This is a genomic window from Tannerella forsythia, from assembly GCF_003860135.1.
GTDB classification, from domain to species: domain Bacteria; phylum Bacteroidota; class Bacteroidia; order Bacteroidales; family Tannerellaceae; genus Tannerella; species Tannerella forsythia_A.
In genome coordinates this window covers 126,249-145,651 of sequence record NZ_RQYN01000002.1, presented here as the reverse complement: position 1 = coordinate 145,651, position 19,403 = coordinate 126,249, and the positions used below count along the sequence as shown (strand labels likewise).

The 19,403-nt window shown below is 45.4% G+C and carries 15 protein-coding genes; 5 read left to right on the top strand and 10 right to left on the bottom strand.

The genetic code is table 11. From position 1 onward, the window contains the following. Positions 1-225: 225 nt before the first annotated feature. Positions 226-1,224, top strand: coding sequence for a malate dehydrogenase (locus EII41_RS01270; RefSeq protein WP_124751467.1), 999 nt, complete (start codon positions 226-228; stop codon positions 1,222-1,224). A gap of 297 nt (positions 1,225-1,521) precedes the next feature. Here EII41_RS01270 and EII41_RS01265 read toward each other — a convergent pair whose 3' ends face one another. The 10 genes from EII41_RS01265 to EII41_RS01220 all read right to left on the bottom strand — a co-directional run bounded on the left by EII41_RS01265 (position 1,522) and on the right by EII41_RS01220 (position 8,912). Beyond that, a complete protein-coding gene (locus EII41_RS01265) occupies positions 1,522-1,908 on the bottom strand; it encodes a hypothetical protein (protein ID WP_124789102.1) in 387 nt (128 codons plus the stop codon). 140 nt (positions 1,909-2,048) lie between these two features. Continuing rightward, positions 2,049-2,486 carry a putative quinol monooxygenase gene (locus EII41_RS01260; protein WP_260425426.1) on the bottom strand — a complete coding sequence of 146 codons (438 nt, stop codon included), beginning with the start codon at positions 2,484-2,486 and terminating at the stop codon, positions 2,049-2,051. A 68-nt stretch (positions 2,487-2,554) separates the two neighbouring features. Continuing rightward, a complete protein-coding gene (gene trpS, locus EII41_RS01255) occupies positions 2,555-3,547 on the bottom strand; it encodes a tryptophan--tRNA ligase (protein ID WP_124789101.1) in 993 nt (330 codons plus the stop codon). 17 nt (positions 3,548-3,564) lie between these two features. Beyond that, positions 3,565-4,239, bottom strand: coding sequence for a hypothetical protein (locus EII41_RS01250; RefSeq protein ID WP_124789100.1), 675 nt, complete (start codon positions 4,237-4,239; stop codon positions 3,565-3,567). A gap of 30 nt (positions 4,240-4,269) precedes the next feature. Continuing rightward, positions 4,270-4,944 carry a hypothetical protein gene (locus EII41_RS01245; protein ID WP_124789099.1) on the bottom strand — a complete coding sequence of 225 codons (675 nt, stop codon included), beginning with the start codon at positions 4,942-4,944 and terminating at the stop codon, positions 4,270-4,272. 48 nt (positions 4,945-4,992) lie between these two features. After that, the gene (yihA, locus tag EII41_RS01240; protein WP_124751494.1) at positions 4,993-5,598 is read right to left on the bottom strand and encodes a ribosome biogenesis GTP-binding protein YihA/YsxC; all 606 of its coding nucleotides are present in this window, start codon (positions 5,596-5,598) and stop codon (positions 4,993-4,995) included. Between the two features lie 178 nt (positions 5,599-5,776). Beyond that, the gene (locus EII41_RS01235) at positions 5,777-6,280 is read right to left on the bottom strand and encodes a hypothetical protein (RefSeq protein WP_221620687.1); all 504 of its coding nucleotides are present in this window, start codon (positions 6,278-6,280) and stop codon (positions 5,777-5,779) included. A 505-nt stretch (positions 6,281-6,785) separates the two neighbouring features. Continuing rightward, complete coding sequence (locus EII41_RS01230) at positions 6,786-6,998, bottom strand: hypothetical protein (RefSeq protein ID WP_124789098.1); 213 nt, start codon at positions 6,996-6,998, stop codon at positions 6,786-6,788. Between the two features lie 77 nt (positions 6,999-7,075). After that, positions 7,076-7,732 carry a fructose-6-phosphate aldolase gene (fsa, locus tag EII41_RS01225; protein ID WP_124789097.1) on the bottom strand — a complete coding sequence of 219 codons (657 nt, stop codon included), beginning with the start codon at positions 7,730-7,732 and terminating at the stop codon, positions 7,076-7,078. 118 nt (positions 7,733-7,850) lie between these two features. Beyond that, on the bottom strand, positions 7,851-8,912 hold the full coding sequence (locus EII41_RS01220; protein ID WP_124789096.1) for a hypothetical protein: 1,062 nt from the start codon (positions 8,910-8,912) through the stop codon (positions 7,851-7,853). 308 nt (positions 8,913-9,220) lie between these two features. Between EII41_RS01220 and EII41_RS01215 the strand changes: the two genes are divergently transcribed. The 4 genes from EII41_RS01215 to EII41_RS01200 all read left to right on the top strand — a co-directional run bounded on the left by EII41_RS01215 (position 9,221) and on the right by EII41_RS01200 (position 19,380). Next, positions 9,221-10,249, top strand: a complete 1,029-nt coding sequence (locus EII41_RS01215; RefSeq protein ID WP_124751459.1) for a FecR family protein — start codon at positions 9,221-9,223, stop codon at positions 10,247-10,249. Positions 10,250-10,401: 152 nt separating this feature from the next. Beyond that, entirely contained in the window at positions 10,402-14,187 is a 3,786-nt protein-coding gene (locus EII41_RS01210) for a TonB-dependent receptor (RefSeq protein WP_260425425.1), read from the top strand. A gap of 18 nt (positions 14,188-14,205) precedes the next feature. After that, positions 14,206-15,819, top strand: coding sequence for a RagB/SusD family nutrient uptake outer membrane protein (locus tag EII41_RS01205; protein WP_124751458.1), 1,614 nt, complete (start codon positions 14,206-14,208; stop codon positions 15,817-15,819). A gap of 198 nt (positions 15,820-16,017) precedes the next feature. Next, positions 16,018-19,380 (top strand): glycosyl hydrolase, encoded by a 3,363-nt coding sequence (locus EII41_RS01200; RefSeq protein ID WP_124789095.1) that lies wholly within the window; start codon positions 16,018-16,020, stop codon positions 19,378-19,380. Positions 19,381-19,403 lie beyond the last annotated feature (23 nt).

The following is a 19,403-nucleotide window of genomic DNA, read 5'->3' as shown; positions in this document are numbered from 1 at the left end:
ACGGTGAAAATAAGCTGTACTGTTTTGCGAATGAGCTTGATTCGGCTTAATCCTCCACAGTCTTCGTCTTCTTTTTTCAGCTTCTTCCGATATTTTTCAGGATGATTTCTTTGATTTTTATCTTTTCGAAGCAAATTCAATACGGAAAAATTTCTTTATTCAAAAATCAAACCGTACTTTTGTAGCGTTCTGAAACGTTTTACTAACATAAAAATAAACAAGACTATGGGATTCTTAACGAACGAAAAACTGACGATTGTCGGTGCCGGCGGAATGATCGGTTCCAATATGGCACAGACGGCTGCGATGATGAAACTGACTCCGAACATTTGTTTGCAGGATGTGTATGAACCCGCTCTGGAAGGAGTGTATGAAGAGATGCGTCACTGCGGATTCGAGGGCATGAATTTCACGTATACCACATGTCCGGCCGAAGCTTTCAAAGATGCGAAATATGTGATTTCGTCGGGTGGTGCTGCGCGTAAAGCCGGCATGACACGTGAAGATTTGCTTAAAGGTAATGCCGAGGTGGCTGAACAACTGGGCAAGAACATCAAAGAATACTGCCCGGATTGCAAGCATGTGGTTGTGATCTTTAATCCGGCAGATATTACGGGGCTGATTACGCTCGTTTACTCCGGCTTGAAACCTTCGCAGGTAACGACGCTTGCAGGACTTGATTCGACACGGTTGCAAAGCGAATTGGCGAAGCATTTCAACTTGCCGCAGAGCGCCGTTACGGGATGCTGTACGTTTGGCGGACACGGCGAACAGATGGCGGTTTTTGCTTCGACGGCAAAAATCGACGGTACACCGCTGGTTGACCTGATCGGAACAGACAAATTGCCGGCCGAAGAGTGGGCTGCGTTGCAACAGCGCGTGACCAAGGGCGGTGCCAATATTATCAACTTGCGCGGACGTTCTTCGTTCCAAAGCCCTGCTTACGTGTCGGTCGAGATGATACGAGCTGCTATGGGAGGAGAGGCGTTCCGTTGGCCGGCAGGTACTTACGTGTCGTCAGGCGGATTCGACCATATCATGATGGCTATGCCTGTTGAGATCACGAAAGACGGATGTACATATAAAGATGTAGAGGGTACACCTTCCGAGATGGCCGATCTGAAAAAGAGCTACGAGCATCTGTGCGCGATGCGTGATGAAGTGATCGGATTCGGTGTCTTGCCTCCGGTGGCAGAGTGGAATAAAGTAAACCCTCATTTATAAAAGATTGATTGGCTCCCTAAAAGCCAGGTTTAGCGCTTTTGGGAGAAGGCAGAATCACAAAGGAGCAGTTTTTATGCTCAGCCATTGAGTGTTTTTGTATGCTAATGAAAATCCCTGTCTCTATGGGAAACCTGTGAGATAGGGATTTGTTCTATTCGGCGGGTTCGTAACCGAGCCGGGGATGGTGTTAAATGTCAGAGGGGTTGGTGGCTTCGTGTGGATTAGTGGTAACCAAAAAGGCTACCTTTTCTGTTGAGGAAAAAGCAGCCTTTTTTTGGTATTCGAAAAAATAGATCCTTATTTCGACATTGCTTTCTGAGCTGCCTCAGTCAGCTTCTTTGCAGCATCCTGAAATTTCTGAGCTTGTTCCGGAGTCAGGTTAGCTACTTCTTTCTGCAGGTCGACTGCCAGATTTTGCACTTTCTGACCGAGTTCAGCCATTTTCTGTGTTGCTTCAGCATCGCCGGCAGCTACTTTTTCGTACAAAGGCAGCATTTCGTCTACAAGACTCAGATACTGATCCAGAGCACTTCCTTCGGCAGGAGCCTGAGCCGCTTCGGGTGCAGGCGCTTCCGTTGCTACGGGTTCTGTCGTTTCACCTTCGGTTGTTTCAGCTTTTTTACCACCGCAAGCAACCATCATAACCATGGCCGAAGCCATCATAAACATTGAAATCTTTTTCATCTCTTTAAAAATTTAAAATCCTGATTGATATTTTTATTTGCGCGACAAAGGTAAAAAGAAAAAAAATGTTTTACAACATAAAATTTTTTTTTCTTTTTCTATCTGAAAAAAAAGTAGTTTTGTTCGCACGTGTTTCTTTGTTAAAACTTCTCGACAAGCAAGTCTCCGTCCAGCAAATCTTTTATGGTGTCGGCAAAAGCCTTAAAATGTTCGGACGAAGCATGTGCTTCGCATGCGGCAGTATCTTTATATTCTTCGTAAAAGATAAAGGCCGTGGGTTGTTCCGGCGACTGATACAGAGTATAGCTGATATTACCTTCTTCGGCGCGAGTGGCTTCGACCAATTTCTTGGCAACCTCAAGAAACGCTTTTTCTTTTCCGCTTTTTACGGTAACACGTGCCACGATGATTTTCTTTTCTCTCACCGGCTGAGCCGCGCGAATCGAATCGCAGGCTGCCTGTACGGCAACGGCTACTTTTTCGGCGCACAAGGCGTCGGCATCTACACTTTTTCCTCCATTGCACGACAGCGTTCCGAGCAGTACAACGGCCATCAAAAATAATCCAGTCTTTTTCATTATTATATATGTTTTAAAATAGTTAGTACAGGCGTAAAATATGAATCTTCCCTTTTTTGCGAACGAACTTATCGGTAGGACTTGAATCCGATGATGCGACGTACTTCATCGATCGTAGCCGCGGCGCTGACTGATGCTTTTTCGGCTCCTTCGGCCGCGATCTTGTCGAGATACGCTTGATCGGCCGCGATGTCGTTGATACGTTCGCGAATCGGCGCGCAAAACGCGTTGATATCAGCGGCGAGCTGCTTTTTCATGTCGCCGTAGCGGATTTCGCAATTATTATATTTCTCGTCGAAATAGGTATACGTCTCTTGAGTCGATACGATTTCCATCATGGTGAAGAGGTTCTGAATCACTTCCGGTTTCTCGCTATTGGGTATTGTGGGACCGGAGTCTGTTACGGCTTTCATCACTTTCTTATGGATCGTTTTTTCGTCATCGGCCAGATAGATGGCATTGCCTTCACTTTTTCCCATCTTGCCCGATCCGTCGAGTCCGGGAACTTTTACGGCCTTGTCGGAGAGGTAGAACGATGCCGGTTCGGGGAAGAAGTCGACTTCGTAGATCATGTTGAAGCGACGGGCGCATTTACGTGCCATCTCCATATTCTGTTCCTGATCTTTCCCGACAGGCACTTTGGCTGCGCGATGAATCAGAATGTCGGAAGCCATGAGGGTAGGGTAGGTCAAGAGACCGGCGTTGACGTTGTTGGGTTGTGTGCGTACTTTTTCCTTGAAGGTCGTCACGCGTTCCAATTCGCCCAGATAGGCGTTCATATTGAGGTAGAGATACAGTTCGAGTACCTCGTGCACATCGCTTTGCACATAGATGGTGGCCTTTTGCGGATCGAGGCCGCAAGCCAGATATTCGGCGAGAATGGTTTTTACGCTTTGGCGAATATGTTCCGGACGCGGATGGGTGGTGAGTGAGTGCCAGTCGGCAATAAAGAAAAAACACCGATACTCATCTTGCATGCGCAAAAAACTTTTAACCGCTCCGAAGTAATTGCCCAAGTGTAAGTTACCTGTGGGGCGGATGCCGCTTACTACTGTTTCCATATTTTTATGTTCATTTTTTATTTCATCCAATATAATAAGGCTACGATCCCGATGATCAGGAGGGTGATGGCCGTGAGTACAAGCACGGTGAGCATCATTCGTTTACGGGGCGACATGGTTTTGCCCAGATGTATACGCTGATCGAAGTGACCGTAGATGTCTTTTTTATTTTTGTCCCGATAGCTTGGGGAGAAGTCGACGAATCGTCTTTTGTTTTTGTTGCGTGCTTCGTGGCCGCAAGTGCCGGCGATGGTATTCTCGTACCATGCCTGTCGATCCTGATCGAATCCGGTGATGGCTCGTTGCAGGCTTTCTTCAAAATCGTCGAGGTTTGTGTAGCAGGTACTTACTTCGTACAGATCGACGTAGATTTTCATGTCGGCGAAGTCGGAGATTTGCAGGAAGTGAATCCACTCGTCGAACAGGGGCAGGCACGAGGTGTAATATTTTTCGATGTAGCTTCGTCGTCCCGTAGCCCGTGTGAGGGCTTTCAGTTTATCGAGTGCTATGCTTGTATCGTCGGGTATCGTACGGGTATGTGCCGCCTGTTTGATTTTTTTGCTGTAGTGCCGGATATCGTCTTCGCTTAAAAGCATGAGCCAAAAGAAGGGCAGGGGATTACCTCCTTCGAAGAGAGGGGCTTCCTGACCGTCTCGTTGTTTGGCAAAAACGCATGCACTTCGGCTTTCCATTGCGGTACGGATTGTTTTTCGAAAGATCGGTTATGGGTTGAGCTGCATCAGCTTTTGTACGGCAGCGTCGTTACGCTGTTTGAGCAGATCGATGGTTTTGCCTCCGTCGTATGCCATGTAATAGGCCAGATTGAGCAGGCGTTTTTTTACCAAAATGCAGTTGGCGGCGCTGATCACGGTCGATTCCTTACCGTCTTCCTGCCGGTATTTCATCAGCACGATCATCGTCAGTACATCGGGGTGGGGACTGTATTTCTCGATGATGGCAGGCTGTCCGATCATCAAGGTGTTATATACGTCTTCGACTTGCCGGCCGAGTTCCTGCCAGTTGGTGCCTACGAGGCTTTGTTCGAGTTGCTGTTGCATGAGGGGCAGGTCGGTCGCGGAGGCTTCGTAGTTTTCGCGATTGTAGTCACCGTAGAGCATGAAGTAATTATCGAACGAAAACGTTCCCAGGCTGTCGATCCGTTGATGTATTTTGTCGTTCAGATAGTATCCGAGCAAGGGGCCGCTTTCGCGATATTTCTGCGTGAAAGCCTGCACACGAGGGTGAAGGCGACATTCTTTCATTCCGTCGATGGTGGGGAGGCAGATGTTTACGTATCCGTACCATTCCGAATTGTTACAAGCGTCGTTTTTCCTGTTCCCCGACGAGGAGCATCCGATAAGCAGCACCAACGAAAGTACTCCGATGATCTTTTTCATTTTTTCTTCGTTCTGTTAATGCCCGCAAAGATACATAAAAAAGTTAAATCAGGGGGTTCTTGTCTGCCGATTAATTTCGTCGATATAATGGAGGATTTCTTCGCGTCCGTTCCTGTTTTCGGACGAGGAGGTAAGGATAGGTGGCAGCTCTTCCCACGTCTCGAGCATTTTTTGACGATAGGCGTCGAGGTTTTCCTGCAGGCGTCCTTTGCTGATTTTGTCGGTTTTGGTGAAGATGATGGCAAAGGGCACTTCGTTTTCGCCGAGCCATTCCATGAATTCGAGATCGATTTTCTGCGGTGCGTGACGGCAGTCGAGCAACACGAAGAGGCAGGTCAGTTGGGGGCGGCGCAGGATATACGATTCGATGATGCGTCGCAGGTTTTCGCGGTTTTCTTTGCCTCGCTGTGCATAGCCGTAGCCGGGGAGGTCGACGAGATACCAGTCGTCGTTGATGATGAAGTGATTGATCAGTTGCGTCTTGCCGGGCTTCTGCGAGGTCATGGCCAATCGTTTGCGTGCGGTGAGCATATTGATCAACGACGATTTGCCGACGTTCGACCGTCCGATAAAGGCATATTCCGGGCGTGTGCCGTCGGGGCATTTCTGCACGTCGGTATTGCTGATGACAAATTCCGCACTTTTGATTTCCATCATGATTTTCTTCGTTTATTTCATTCTGTTGTCGTCCGCTCTTTTCGAGTCGGGTTTGTATCTGCTTGACGGGGCAAAGATACGAGATCGGGGGGAATAAATAAAACGGGTGTCGAAGACTCACTCCCCAACACCCGTCGTCCATATTTAAACACACTCCACCCTAAAAAGGATATATTCAAATAGGTTGGTTGTTATCGTCCGGTGCCGGTGTTTCGGATGTTTTTCGATTACGCGGAAAGAATTGTTTCAGTTCTTTGCGTTTGTCTTCGAATCCGGGTACGGACGTTTTGGCTTTATAGCACGTATAGGAGTAATCGTCGAGGGCTGCCTGATAATTATCGAAATCGTGCAATGTCTTGTTGTTTTTCAGTCCTGTCACCAGATTTTGCAGCCGCAGAATCAGGTCTTCAATCGAGTTGCGTGACTGATAATCCCGCTCGAATTCCGCCCAATCTACATCGGGGCTGCACAACGACGGACTGGTTTGTGCATAGTCTCTGACTTTGTTGATCAGCAATTTATTCTGCTCGTTTACTCGTCCGTAACGGCTCCGGTCGTCTCCGGTCAGATTAACGATCAGTCCCGACAGTTCGTTTTCCAAATTCGTCATCAAGACATGGGTGCGTTCCAATTGCTCTTCGCCCGGATGCGCTGCCATTAAGTTTTTTATCGTGGCCATTTCTACCTCCTTTTCTTAATATTAGTAAAATTGATTTGCGCGTAAATATACGTCATGTTTTGTTCTTTTCCAAATAAAAATCGATTTTTTTTTGATTCCGATGTGTTTTTCTGATTTTCCGCCGGATATTTCTGCGGTTTCGGAATAGATGTCTTATGCTTCGTCCTATTCCGGAGATGTTCGATGATCCCTTTCGCACGTTCCGTTTCATGGTTTGGATGATTCGGAAGTGCTTTTTGAGGTTCCGTTTCACCTGTTTCGTGTTCCGGATGACCTTTTTGATCTTCCGGATCACGTTTTTCAGGTTCCGTATAACCTTTTTGACGTTCCGTTTCACCTCCGGGGGTGATCTGTTTCGTCTCCGTGGTGTTCCGTTTAATCAAAAAGGTCATATTTTTATTGTTCGAGGTGAAACGGAAGACCAAATTCGTATAACGGAACACCTCTTCGGGTGAAACGGAACCTCAAACAGGTGAAACGGAGCGTCCCGAAGGTGTTCCGTTTCTTACATGTTGTACTGTGCCATCAGAAATCCGGCATAATATGCACAACACATTGCGCTTAAAAAGATTGTAGTCGCCCCGCTCAGCAGTAGAAAGACTGCGGCAAACTGTTTCTGTGCCGATGAGCATTGCGATGCAAATTTCTTCTTATATGCTCTGTGAACGAGCAGATGGCTTGATGTCAGACCGGCAATGATGCCCAAAAATGTTTCCATATCGGTTTTGTTGTTATGTATTATTATTATTTCATCCGATTTGCTTATCTCTTTCGTGACTCGGATGGGTTTTTTGTTCAGCCGTTTACTTTTTTGTAGTCGGCCAGGAAGGTGGCCAGTCCGCTGTCTGTCAGCGGGTGTTTCAGGAGACCTTTGATGGCGCTCAGGGGGCAGGTGGCCACGTCGGCGCCGGCTTCGATACACTGTATGATGTGTTGCGTGTGTCGGATCGAGGCAGCCAGCACTTGTGTCTCGAACTCGTAGTACGCGTACATGTCTACGATTTTCGATACGAGTTCGATGCCGTCGCTCGAAATATCGTCGAGACGTCCCACGAACGGAGAGACGTACGTGGCTCCGGCCTTGGCCGCCAGCAATGCTTGTCCGGGCGAGAACACGAGCGTGCAGTTGGTGCGGATACCTTTCGTGCTGAAGTGTTTGATGGCTTTAATGCCGTCGGCCGTACAGGGCACTTTCACTACGATGTGGGGATGCAGCGCGGCCAGGACTTCGCCCTCGGCAATCATCCCTTTGTAATCGGTGGCAATCACCTCGGCGCTCACATCACCCTCCACGATCCGGCAGATTTCTACATAATGGCGGTGAATCGCTTCCTCTCCCTTGATGCCTTCTTTGGCCATGAGCGAAGGATTCGTTGTCACGCCGTCCAATACTCCCATGTCGTTGGCCTCACGGATTTGCTCCAGATTGGCCGTGTCGATAAAAAATTTCATACGATATTTGTTTTATTGAATGATACTTGTCCGTTATGCGTCTTCAAAATTATAACAAAATACGTGACCGGCCAAGCGGTTACTCGTTTTTTTCGTTCCGTTGAGCCGGTGAAACATGCTACTTCACGACGACCTTATGTCCCGTTCCGTTGAGCGTGATAAGGTAGAAACCTGCGGGCAAGGGGATGCGGGTCGTTCCGGCGCCGATGCGTTGGCGTTTGACCGGTTGTCCGCCGAACGTATAAACAGCTGCTTCTACGGTTTGTTCCGTTTCCACCACAGCGCCTCCTACGGTGCCGTAGACTCGTCCCGAAACCTTCCCGATCCGGATGTTGCTGTGAGGATTGCCGTCTTTGTAGAAGTAGAAATATCCGTACGAATCATACAGTTCCCATTGGTTTTCGCCGGTTCTTTTGTAGACGATTTCTTTCTTTAACCGACCTTTTTTGTCGAAGATAAAATCGGTTTTGGTACAAAAATCGGCACGCATACAATGTAATTCGGTATATCCGCTATCGGTGTATGAATAATAAAAATCGCCGATACGGTAACGTTGGCCGTTGTCGCCGGTGATGTATCGATCTTTTTCGTCTCGATCGATTACGCGAATGACCCGTCCTTTTTTGTCGAGTACGTATTCCGTCTTGTTTTTATCGATGTCTGATGAGGTCTGTTCGACAACATATCCGCTATCGGTCATCATATACGTGTAGTTATAAGCGATGTATAGCTTTTCGAGCGGCTGATCGTTATACCCCTTGCCCAAAACTTCCAGTTTAAGTAGCCTGTCGTCTTCTCCATACATGTATTTTGAGATAAGGAGTCCTTTTTGAGGCTTACTTTTGTTGATATCGAGAGGAATCAAAGTCTCTGTTGACAGATAGAGCAAGTGTCCGTCGGGAGTATATTTCTGGAAGAAAGTGGTCGTGTCGTTACGGTAGAATGTCACCGTATCGGTCAATCTGTCTTTGCTGTATTTGCAAATCGTTTTGGTGCGTGTGGACTGAGGTTTTCTGTTGCCTTCTTTCCAATAAGTTTCTTTGATGACAGAATCGGCCAGATGTCTGAACATATTCGGTTTCAAGGGATGATGTGGGCATTTGAATCCCGTAACCGTTTGTGCGGAAAGTGTTCCGGCCATTGCCCATAACAAGGCTGCTGCTGTAATTAATTTTTTCATGATGTATATGTTTTATTGTTAAAATACCATTTTGATTGTTCTCTCCTTTATTGGCACCTGTCTGTCGGCAGATTGCCCCCAAAGTTAGAGCATATTTTTTGAATGCTCCAAAGAAAATAGAAAAAAGTTTTGTGGATGAGGTTTTTATCTGGTTGGAATTGTAAGCTCGAAGCCGTCATTACTGCGTTTATACTAGTAAATGCGATAAAATGGTAGAGAAATGAAATTTTGAAAGGTGTTTGTGTAAAAAAAATAAATTTTTCGATAGGGTGTTTGCCGGAATTTACGTCAAGTATAAAAAGTAAAACATGAAAGAAACAGTCAACATAGACGAAGCCTATATATTATTGTATATTGAGGGCAAATTGTCGGACGATGAACGGCGAGCGTTCGAGTATCAGATGAGCCTCTCGGCCGATCTGCGACGAACGGTAGCCGACCTGGGTCGGTTATGGCACTTGTCGGGCCTTCGGAACGAGCAGCGAAATATCGATACATCTGCGGCGTGGCGAAGTGTGTCGCGTAAGATCGCTCGTTCTTTATTCCTTAGCAGGGCTTGGGACGTCTCTCGTACGGCTGCTGCCGTTTTACTTCCCTTGTGGCTGATTTATCAATATGTATGGATTCCGTGGCAGGAAAGTGCGCGTCCCGAAGAGACCGTAACCATCACAGCGGCGCCCGGTATGGTGGTACAAACAACCTTGCCCGACGGCAGCAAGGTGTGGCTCAATGCCGGCAGCACGCTTTCATACCCGAGTCGCCTTGTCGGTCGGGAACGGACAGTCAGGCTGACCGGAGAAGCGTATTTCAAGGTCACATCAGACCGGAAGAATCGGTTCGATGTACTTATCCCCGGAGAGATGAAGGTGAGTGCATACGGGACGGAATTCAATATCCATGCTCATGCCGGAGACTCGTGCTACGAAGTCACTCTGGCACGCGGTAACGTAGACGTCTCCTCTGTCGGTTCGTCGCGAATGCTTGCGTTGACTGCGGGACAGAAGGCCCTGTTCCAGCCTGAGAGCGGGACGATGTCGAAACAATCGGCCGATACGTATGCCGATACGGCATGGAAAGACGGGAAGATGGTGTTTCGTCGTCAGCACCTTGACCGGATAGCCGAGAAGCTCTCGCGCAAATTCGGGGTCACGATTCGGCTGGAGGACGATAAGCTGAAAGAGTATGTGTACACGGCTACGTTTACGGACGAATCGCTCGAAGACATTCTTGACTTGCTGAAACGTTCGGCTCCTCTGACGTATACGATTTCGAGACAGCGACAACTCGGTAATCATACGTATACCCGTCGGACGGTCACCATAAAGACCATACACTAAAATAATAAACTATAATAATCAATCAATAGGAGGGACGAAAAACAGAAACAGGTAGAAGGACGATTTTTTTCGAGCAGTGCTGCCGGCTCGAAAAACATATTGGGAAAGGCGGTGAAAAAGTATTTACATATAATCTAATAAGCGTGTGAAATATGGATGATTCAATGAAAAAGGCACTTGGGGAACGTGTCGTATTCCGTAAAATTCCCCGTTTGATCCGGGGCATGTCGCTCTTGTTATGTCTGCTGGTTGTTCAGGTAACCAACGTGCAGGCCGATCCTCAGAAACAAAAGATATCGATGGATATGAGCGATGTCACGATCGAAGAAGTTTTGCAGTCTATCGAGGAGAAGTCGGACTATTATTTTCTGTACAACAGTCGGCTGATCAACGTAGAACGCAAGGTAAACGTACGTGCGAAGAACAAGCCGGTGGCTGCGATTCTGGAGGATTTATTCGCTTCGGGAGACGTGGACTATGAGGTTAAGGGCACACAAATCGTACTCTCTCCCATGAGTATGCGTGCTTCGGCAAAGTCGGGAGCGAAAGAGATTCAACAACAGAAAACCGTCAGCGGTCGTATCGTCGACGAGCAGGGCGAACCGGTGATCGGTGCCAATGTCGTAGAGAAAGGTACGACGAACGGTACGGTAACGGATGCCGATGGTCGTTTCTCGTTGTCTGTCTCGCCGAATGCCGTACTGCATGTATCGTATATCGGGTATCTGGAGGAAGATATTCCGGTGAGCGGTAAAACTTCCGTAAATATTACCCTGCGGGAGGATACGAAAACTCTTGATGAAGTGGTGGTGGTTGCTTACGGTACGGTGAAGAAAAAAGATCTGACCGGTTCGATAACTTCTATCGATCGTACTTTGATGGCCAAACAGTCGAACTCAACTGTTACGCGTGCTTTGGAAGGAGCGGCTCCCGGTATACAGGTCGCCTCGGTCGATGGACAACCCGGGCTGGATATGGGGATCCGAATTCGAGGCGTAGGTTCGACGAGTCAGAATAATTCGAGTGCGCTGATTGTGATAGACGGTGTACCTTCACAAACGGCTAATACGTTGTCTTCCATAAATCCGAAAGATATTGAGAATATAACGATTCTGAAAGATGCTGCTTCTACGGCTCTGTATGGTTCGAGAGGAGCAAACGGCGTGGTGCTGGTCACTACCAAGAAAGGATCCAAGGGAAAAGCTCGTATTTCGTTCGAGGGACGTTTCGGGGTAAATCAGATGGGCCCGTTCAAATACAAAAAGATATCGAAGCCGAAAGATATCTACGAATATGCCTGGGCTGCGATCTACAATGCAGTAAGGTATAAAAGCGATGAAAAATATACGACCAATGTGGCCAATCCCAATATGTCTCATGACGAAGCGGCTCTGTTTGCCAGTCAACACCTTTTCGACTATGTGGGGTCGACTACTAACTTTAAAAAGAACGCTTTGGGCAACTATATGCTGTACAATGTGCCCGGAGCCGTCTATACACCTACCGGCGAAGGAGCTGAGGCCAGTTCGACCATGAGCGGAGCGTATTTGGTAAATCCCGATGGCAGATTGAACCCGAACGCCGTACTGTTGTACGAAGATAATTACGATAAGTTCTTTTTTGAGAATAAATTAAGACAAGAATACAATGTAAGTGCAAGCGGTGGGGCAGACAAAGTCGATTACTTCTTTTCGTTGGGCTATCTCGAAGACCCTTCGTACATACGCGGATCCGAATTTGAACGCTATAATGCACGTGTCAATATCAATGCGCAATTGCTCGACTGGCTGAAAGTCGGAGCCAATGTAGCGTATGCCAATCGCAGAACGCAGTCACCGGCCACTCGCTGGGGGCGTAATCCCGGTTCTGCGGTGGCCAATGTCTTCCGATGGGCTAACGGACAGAATCAATTGACTCCGCTTTTTGCGCATGATAAAAACGGTGATTTTATTTATAACGAAGACGGTTCCAAAAAAGTGAATGACGGCCCGGATAAAACTTATTCTCCTTTAGGACCTACCAACGGTCCTTTGACGAATGCCAATCTGATCGATATCCTAAATAAAGATAAAGATGAGACCGTATCGAACGACCTGAACATGCGCGGATATGCTGAGCTCAAATTTCTGAAAGATTTTACTTTTACACTGAATCTTTCGTACGATCGCTTTTCTCAGATCAGAACGCGGTACTGGAATAAGGAAACAGGGCAGGCCAAGAGTACGTCCGGTGCGTTGGGCAAAATGTATCAGAATTTTGCCGTATTGAACACACAGCAGCTATTGAATTATCACAAGAAACTGGACGGACATCAGATCGACTTTTTAGCCGGCCATGAGTTCAACAAGTTCAATTCCGACGGATTACATTACCGATCGGCCTATTCGCTGATCCCCGATTTTATCAGTTATGCGAACTTTACGGGCCGGTATGTGGGCGGCACATTTCTAGACCCGGGTGGCTCGTTAGAAAAAACGGCTATGGAGAGTTATTTCGGAAGATTGAATTATGCGTATAACGACAAGTACTATGCTGAGTTATCGTTAAGAACCGACGGTTCTTCCAAATTCAAACACAGGAGAAACAGATGGGGGACGTTCTGGTCGGTGGGAGCCGGATGGAGAGTGACCGGCGAATCATTCATGGAATCGACTAAAGAATGGCTGAATAACATGAAAGTCAGAGCCAGTTACGGTGTTATCGGTAATCAGAGCGGTATCGCCAATTATTCGGGATATCAAACCTGGTCGTATGGAGCGAATTATACCTCTACGACAGGAGGGACGGGAATACCGGCCGGTTATCGGTTATCTAAAGGCAATTTCGTGAACGATGCTCTCACATGGGAGAATGTGCATACGTTGGATGCCGGAGCAGATATCTCTTTGTGGAACAGGATACATGTCTCTGTCGATTACTTCCTTAAAAATACGGTAAACGCTTTCTGGAACCAACCGATACCGTATTCTTTGGGGCAGTCGTCTCTTGAAAGAAATACGGCTAAGTTGAGAAATCGCGGGGTAGAAATCGATTTGAGTTTCGATATTATCAAGAAGAAAGATCTGTATTGGAATGTGTCGTTGAACGGTATGCATTACAGAACGATCTTAACGAATGTTCCGCAAGGCGTAGGTACGGCCGAACTCAACGGTAACTGGACTGCCGGTATCGATGGCTGGAACGACATCGGGGGGGCTGCCACGGGACACATCTCTTATTTGAGAGGAGTAGGAAAAGATTACTATAATCTCTACTTCTTCAAATACGGAGGCGTGGATCAGAAAACGGGACTTCCGCTATTCCATGCTAAAGTGACCGAGCAGGATCACAAAAAAGGATATTTCAAGGAGTATAAAGTGGGAGAAGATGTTACCACCACGAATTATTCTTTGGCCGACCGGTACGAGATGGGAAGCGCTATCCCGAAATGGATCGGAGGTTTTTCGACGACGTTGAATTATAAGAATTTCGATTTCTCGTCGAGTTTAGCTTACCAGATCGGAGGGAAGTTCTTCAGCGTAGAATACGGATGGAGTTTGTATTCGAGCGAGAAAATTGGATCGGCATTATCGGCCGAACTGCTGGGCAATACTTGGACACCCGAAAGAACGGATGCTTATTTCCCGATGGTCATGTACGGCAATACGTATGGGAACGGCTCGAATATCGGCAGTTGGATGTACAGCGATATGGCATTGTTCGATGCTTCTTATTTGAATGTAAAGAATATCACGCTCGGCTATACCTTACCCGAACATCTTTCGAGGAAAGTGAATATCTCCGGTTTCCGGATATTTGCCACTGCCGACAATGTGTTTATGTTCAAGAAGCATGCCGGATTTGATCCGCGTATGTCGTTGGTTAGCGGAATGGAAGTAGGTGCTTATGCTTTTCCGTATATGAGAACCATATCTTTCGGGATTGATTTGAATTTTTAATTATTAAAACGTATAACGATGAAAAATAATATATTAACTATCGTGTTATGTTCGTTCGTGTTGTTTGGATGTGCAGATCAATTGGAGATCACGCCTCCAAATAAGATTACCGATGAACAGATTATGCAATTGCTGGAATCGGGAGATAACGAATCGATTAAACTTGTTTTGGGAAGTATGGCCAATGAACTGCCTCTTTTGTTTAAAAGTTCGGGGATACACGGACAGGGCAGTGCCGATGGGCGTTACTATACCTGCCAGGGATTGGATGTGATGAGGAATCTTGTGGGCAATGACATCGTCTTCGGAACCAAAGCCACGACAACTACATTCGGGGCTGATGAATACAATTTTCGGAATTTAACGGCAAGTTCGGTCGATAAAAATATTCCGTACTGGTATTATGCTTGGAAATGTATTTTTACTGCCAATAAACTGTTGAATTATATCACCGACGATCAGTTGGTGAATAGTAATGACAATCTGAAAGATTATAAAGCCAGGGCTTTGGTTATCCGTGCTTTTGCATATAATTATCTGATGGAGAATTATCAGGATGCTTATTTACAAGGCGGGAAGGATAAGTTGGGGATCATGCTGTATGATAAATATTCACCTACTCAGGAATTGAAACCTCGTTCTACTTCGCAGGAGACGTATAACTTTATCAAGAAAGATTTAGCCGAAGCGATTACGTTGTTTAAAGCGGCCAAAATAGAGTATACAAAGTCTACTACTGATATCGATTTGGGGGTAGCCAACTTTATTCTGGCAAGAGTAGCGCTTTGGACGGGCGATTGGAATACGGTGATTTCGAGTTGTAACGACATCTTAGACCGGTATCCCGTGTTGATGGATCAGAAGATGTATGGCGGTAAGAATACGGGCGACAGCGATAACCCTGTCTTTTTGCCTGAAACGAACGGATTCCTGAACAACGCCATTAACCCCGAGGTGTTGCTGGGCTGGCCCGTCGGAGAAGCGTTGACGGTGCACAATGCATGGATGAATCCTTTCGGTACAAGCTACGGAGGAGCAGCCGGAGAATATCAGCGTATCGATAACCGCCTGTATGAGAAAATCGCCGATAACGATTATCGGAAAGAGGTATTTCTTCAGGCCGATTTTGGGAACTATCACTATCCTCCCAACAATGCGAAAGGCCATATCCCGGCTTATACGAACATAAAATTTGCAGCTACGCATGGCATCGGAAGTCCGGTTACAGACCGGACTAAGGTCGGTACCGTCACTGATTATTATATGAGAACTTCCGAAGTCTTATTGATGAAAGCCGAGGCATTGGCTCAATCGAATAAAGAGACCGAAGCAAAGGAAACATTGAATGTATTGCTCAAAGCCCGAACGAAAGAAGGGGCTACTCCTTTAACTTGCGATAATTATCCGTCGATGCAAGGACTTTCGGTACTTCAGATGGTGCAGTTGCAAACGCGCATTGAACTGTGGGGTGAAGGCGGTAGAGAGTTTTACAACAATAAAAGATGGAATATTCCGGTCGATAGAAAATCGTCTTCTAATCATATCAATAAGCTCACATATAGTGTGAAAGATATGACACTTCAGATTCCGGACGACGAGATATTCTATAATCCGCTGTGCGAACAAAATTAACAATGAGTGCGCGGGTGCCTTCCTCCTCTTGTGAAGCATGTCTTCCCAGAGCTGGGAAGGCACCTTTCCCAGTACTGGGAATGGCGTCTTTACAGCAAGAGGGGGCAAGAAGTTGAAAAGATGGAACATTATAAATATTAGAGTTTCGTCAGAAGGGTGTAATTTTTCTACTTGCTTCTTGATACATAATTAATAAAGATGAAGATAAAAATAAAAATAATTGGGCTTATTTCTATCTTGTGGATGACGAATATGTATGCAGATGATTTAAATGATTTGCGTAGCGGTTTCCTCTCTCCACCAATAGATGGGCATGCCCAAACCTGGTGGCATTGGACAAGTCCATTTGTAACGAAAAAAGGTATCACGGCCGATCTTACCTCTATGAAAGCTATCGGATACAGCGGAGCCCATCTGTTTGTCACTAATTCGAGTCCTTATCCCGAAGGGTGTTATCCGGAAATGTTAAGTCAGGAATGGTTGGCGATTTTGGAACATGCTGGAAAAGAGGCGAAAAGTCTCGGATTAAATCTGGGGATTCATAATTGTCCGGGATGGTCGTTATCTGGTGGGCCTTGGATTAAACCGGAAAATGCAATGCAGATGGTCGTCTCTTCTGAAGTAAATATTTCGGCTGACACCTTACAGAAAATCGTATTGCCTCAACCGGAGACACATTACAATTTTTATCGGGATATTGCCGTGCTGGCTTTTCCAGATGTAAATATGCACGAAAAACCACAATTAGAAGCCGATTTTTCAATAAACGATCCAGATAAAATTCTGGATAATAATAAAGAAACTTTTATAAAGTTGCCGATTAAAGAAAAGGATACCAAGGCTGTCATAACGTTGAAATATGGACAACCGTTCGAAGCACGTTTTATAGAGCTGTCTTTCGGGGAAGTTCATTTATTCGTCAAAGGGAAAGTAGAAGCCTCTTCAGATGGGATTCATTTCCGAGAAGTTGCTGCTTTCGATTATAAAATCCGTACCGATCTACAGTCGCCGAAGTGTATTCGTCTGAAAGAAAATACCGGAAATTTCCAGTATTTCAGAATTACGTTTATGCATCGCCCTTACCGGGTATGGATGACTCCTGTCGACATCAGATTGAATGATATCAGATTGTTGACTTCATCGATGATTCCTGATGTGGATAGCAGAAATTCAGCGATGGAAGATAGTTATTCTTTTAAACCTTTTATGTCCGATTATATTTCTGAAGGTATCGATCCTTCTAAAATACTGGACTTGTCTGCTAAAATGCTTCCTGACGGAACACTGCTGTGGTATCCTTCTGAAGGAAACTGGACAATTTTACGCATAGGCTATACGACAACAGGGAAATGTAATGCTCCTGCAACTTTAAGCGGACTGGAATGCGATAAATTGAGTAAAAACGGATTAGATGCACATTGGCAGGGAATGATGTCGAAGATAATTGAACGAATAGGGTATTTGAATATATTGAAATATTGCATTATAGATAGTTACGAAGCCGGAGGACAGAATTGGACCTCAGGATTCGAAACGGAATTTTTAAAGCGTCGTGGATATTCTTTGCAACCTTATTTACCGATACTCGTCGGTTATGTAGTCGGAAAACCTTCCGAAAGTGCTCGTTTCTTATATGATTTCCAAAGAACTGTTGCCGAATTGTTTGCCGAGAACTATTATGATTATTTTACGGAGTTGTGTCACAAGAACGGACTGCTTTCTATAACGGAATCATATTTTGGGCCATTCGATTATCTACGTTGTGCCCGAAAAGCAGATATTCCCTCTGGCGAATTTTGGATCGGTGCTAAAACTCCGATATCGTGTTTGTATCGTTCTGCTGGACATTTTCACGGAAAAAAATATGTGGCGGCAGAAGCGTTTACGACTGATGAAAAACAGGGCCGATGGCTTCAACATCCTCAACAGCTGAAGGAATATGGAGACAGAGCATGGGCACAAGGTGTTTCCCTGCTAATCTCACATTCATTTGTTCATCAACCATATTTGAATGTTCGTCCAGGATTTACATTAGGCCGCCATGGAGCCCATTTGTCACGTACAAATACATGGTGGAAATATGGTAACGGGTGGATCGATTATATAAATCGTGCGCAATTTCTTTTACAATCAGGAAAACCTGTTGTTGATATCCTTATTCTTTCTGGTGAATCAGATCCTAATCAATATTTCCAGATACCTGAATTATCATTGGCTGGATATAACTATGATTATTGTTGTGTGGATGATTTGTACGACTATATTACCGTGCGACAACACCGCATTGCCTCTCCTTCGGGAGTTACTTATTCTTGTTTATCTTTGGGAGAAGAGAAATATTTTACAAAGAAAACATTAGAAACCGTATATCATTTACTTAGCTCCGGTGCTGTTATCTTGGGTAGTCGACCCTTGGGCTCTCCATCATTGGCGGATAAAGCAGATGAGTATAATGAATTAGTCGAAAAAATATGGGGATCGTCTATACAAGGAGAAATTCGTAAAGTCGGTAAAGGAAAATTGATTAATAGCACCGATTATCTATCTGTTATGAAGTGTCTGGGGATTCTTCCCGATGTAAAAACTCCAGCAGGAATCAGCACGCTTCACCGTCGGCAAGGGGATATCGATATATTTTTTATTTATAACGATAGTTCTAGAATGGTCTCACAAGATATAAAATTCAATGTTTGCGGGAATAAAATACCTGAATTTTGGGATGCAGATGGAGCTAAAATAGATACAATAGCTTTGTGGAAGCGAGAAGGAAATTATATTACGATTCCTGTAACAATGTTCCCTTATGAGTCGCGTTTTGTGATTTTTCATCCGGGATATGTTCCTCATTTGTCTATGATAAGAGACGAAAAAACACGCAAGGAAAATCCTTTCGGCGTGTCAGCACATATTATCAAAAATAAGGTTTGTTTGTTTTTTACAAAACCAGATACGGTAATTGTGGTGGATGATGATCGGAGAAATGAAAAAATAGGAGTCGGTCATGTATATCCTCCTGTAGATATAAGCGATGATTGGCAGGTAAGTTTCCCTCCTGCTTCTGGTACACCGGATACAATACATTTGAATAAGTTGAAATCACTTAGTGAAAATTTGTCGGATAGTATTCGATATTTTGCTGGTACGGCAACTTATCGACGTAAGTTCATAATAACTGAGAAGATGAAACATCGCTCTTTAAAAATTTTATTGCAACTGGGGAAAGTTCGGAATATAGCTGAAGTTTCCGTGAATGGGAAAAAGGCTGCACTTCTTTGGAAAGAACCTTTTTCAATAGATATTACGGATATGGCCTGCCTTGGAAATAATACGTTGGAAGTAGCCGTAACAACGCTATGGGTAAATCGTTTGATCGGTGATTTGAGGGATGAGACTGCTGTACCGGAAACAAATGGATGGCCAGATTGGGTGCTCGCCGATCAACCTGATTCTGGGGGTGGACAATACTCTTTTTCTACGTGGAGAGGGTGGAAAAAAGAGGAAGACTTACAGGAATCCGGATTAATTGGCCCTGTAAGGTTGGAATTCGTAGAAGTCCGATGAAAATTATTATAATTACGAAGAGA

Coding starts and splice junctions, on each gene's coding strand:
- EII41_RS01270 (WP_124751467.1), top strand. CDS start 226: ATGGGATTCTTAACGAACGAAAAACTGACGATTGTCGGTGCCGGCGGA.
- EII41_RS01265 (WP_124789102.1), bottom strand. CDS start 1,908: ATGAAAAAGATTTCAATGTTTATGATGGCTTCGGCCATGGTTATGATG.
- EII41_RS01260 (WP_260425426.1), bottom strand. CDS start 2,486: ATGAAAAAGACTGGATTATTTTTGATGGCCGTTGTACTGCTCGGAACG.
- trpS (WP_124789101.1), bottom strand. CDS start 3,547: ATGGAAACAGTAGTAAGCGGCATCCGCCCCACAGGTAACTTACACTTG.
- EII41_RS01250 (WP_124789100.1), bottom strand. CDS start 4,239: ATGGAAAGCCGAAGTGCATGCGTTTTTGCCAAACAACGAGACGGTCAG.
- EII41_RS01245 (WP_124789099.1), bottom strand. CDS start 4,944: ATGAAAAAGATCATCGGAGTACTTTCGTTGGTGCTGCTTATCGGATGC.
- yihA (WP_124751494.1), bottom strand. CDS start 5,598: ATGGAAATCAAAAGTGCGGAATTTGTCATCAGCAATACCGACGTGCAG.
- EII41_RS01235 (WP_221620687.1), bottom strand. CDS start 6,280: ATGGCCACGATAAAAAACTTAATGGCAGCGCATCCGGGCGAAGAGCAA.
- EII41_RS01230 (WP_124789098.1), bottom strand. CDS start 6,998: ATGGAAACATTTTTGGGCATCATTGCCGGTCTGACATCAAGCCATCTG.
- fsa (WP_124789097.1), bottom strand. CDS start 7,732: ATGAAATTTTTTATCGACACGGCCAATCTGGAGCAAATCCGTGAGGCC.
- EII41_RS01220 (WP_124789096.1), bottom strand. CDS start 8,912: ATGAAAAAATTAATTACAGCAGCAGCCTTGTTATGGGCAATGGCCGGA.
- EII41_RS01215 (WP_124751459.1), top strand. CDS start 9,221: ATGAAAGAAACAGTCAACATAGACGAAGCCTATATATTATTGTATATT.
- EII41_RS01210 (WP_260425425.1), top strand. CDS start 10,402: ATGGATGATTCAATGAAAAAGGCACTTGGGGAACGTGTCGTATTCCGT.
- EII41_RS01205 (WP_124751458.1), top strand. CDS start 14,206: ATGAAAAATAATATATTAACTATCGTGTTATGTTCGTTCGTGTTGTTT.
- EII41_RS01200 (WP_124789095.1), top strand. CDS start 16,018: ATGAAGATAAAAATAAAAATAATTGGGCTTATTTCTATCTTGTGGATG.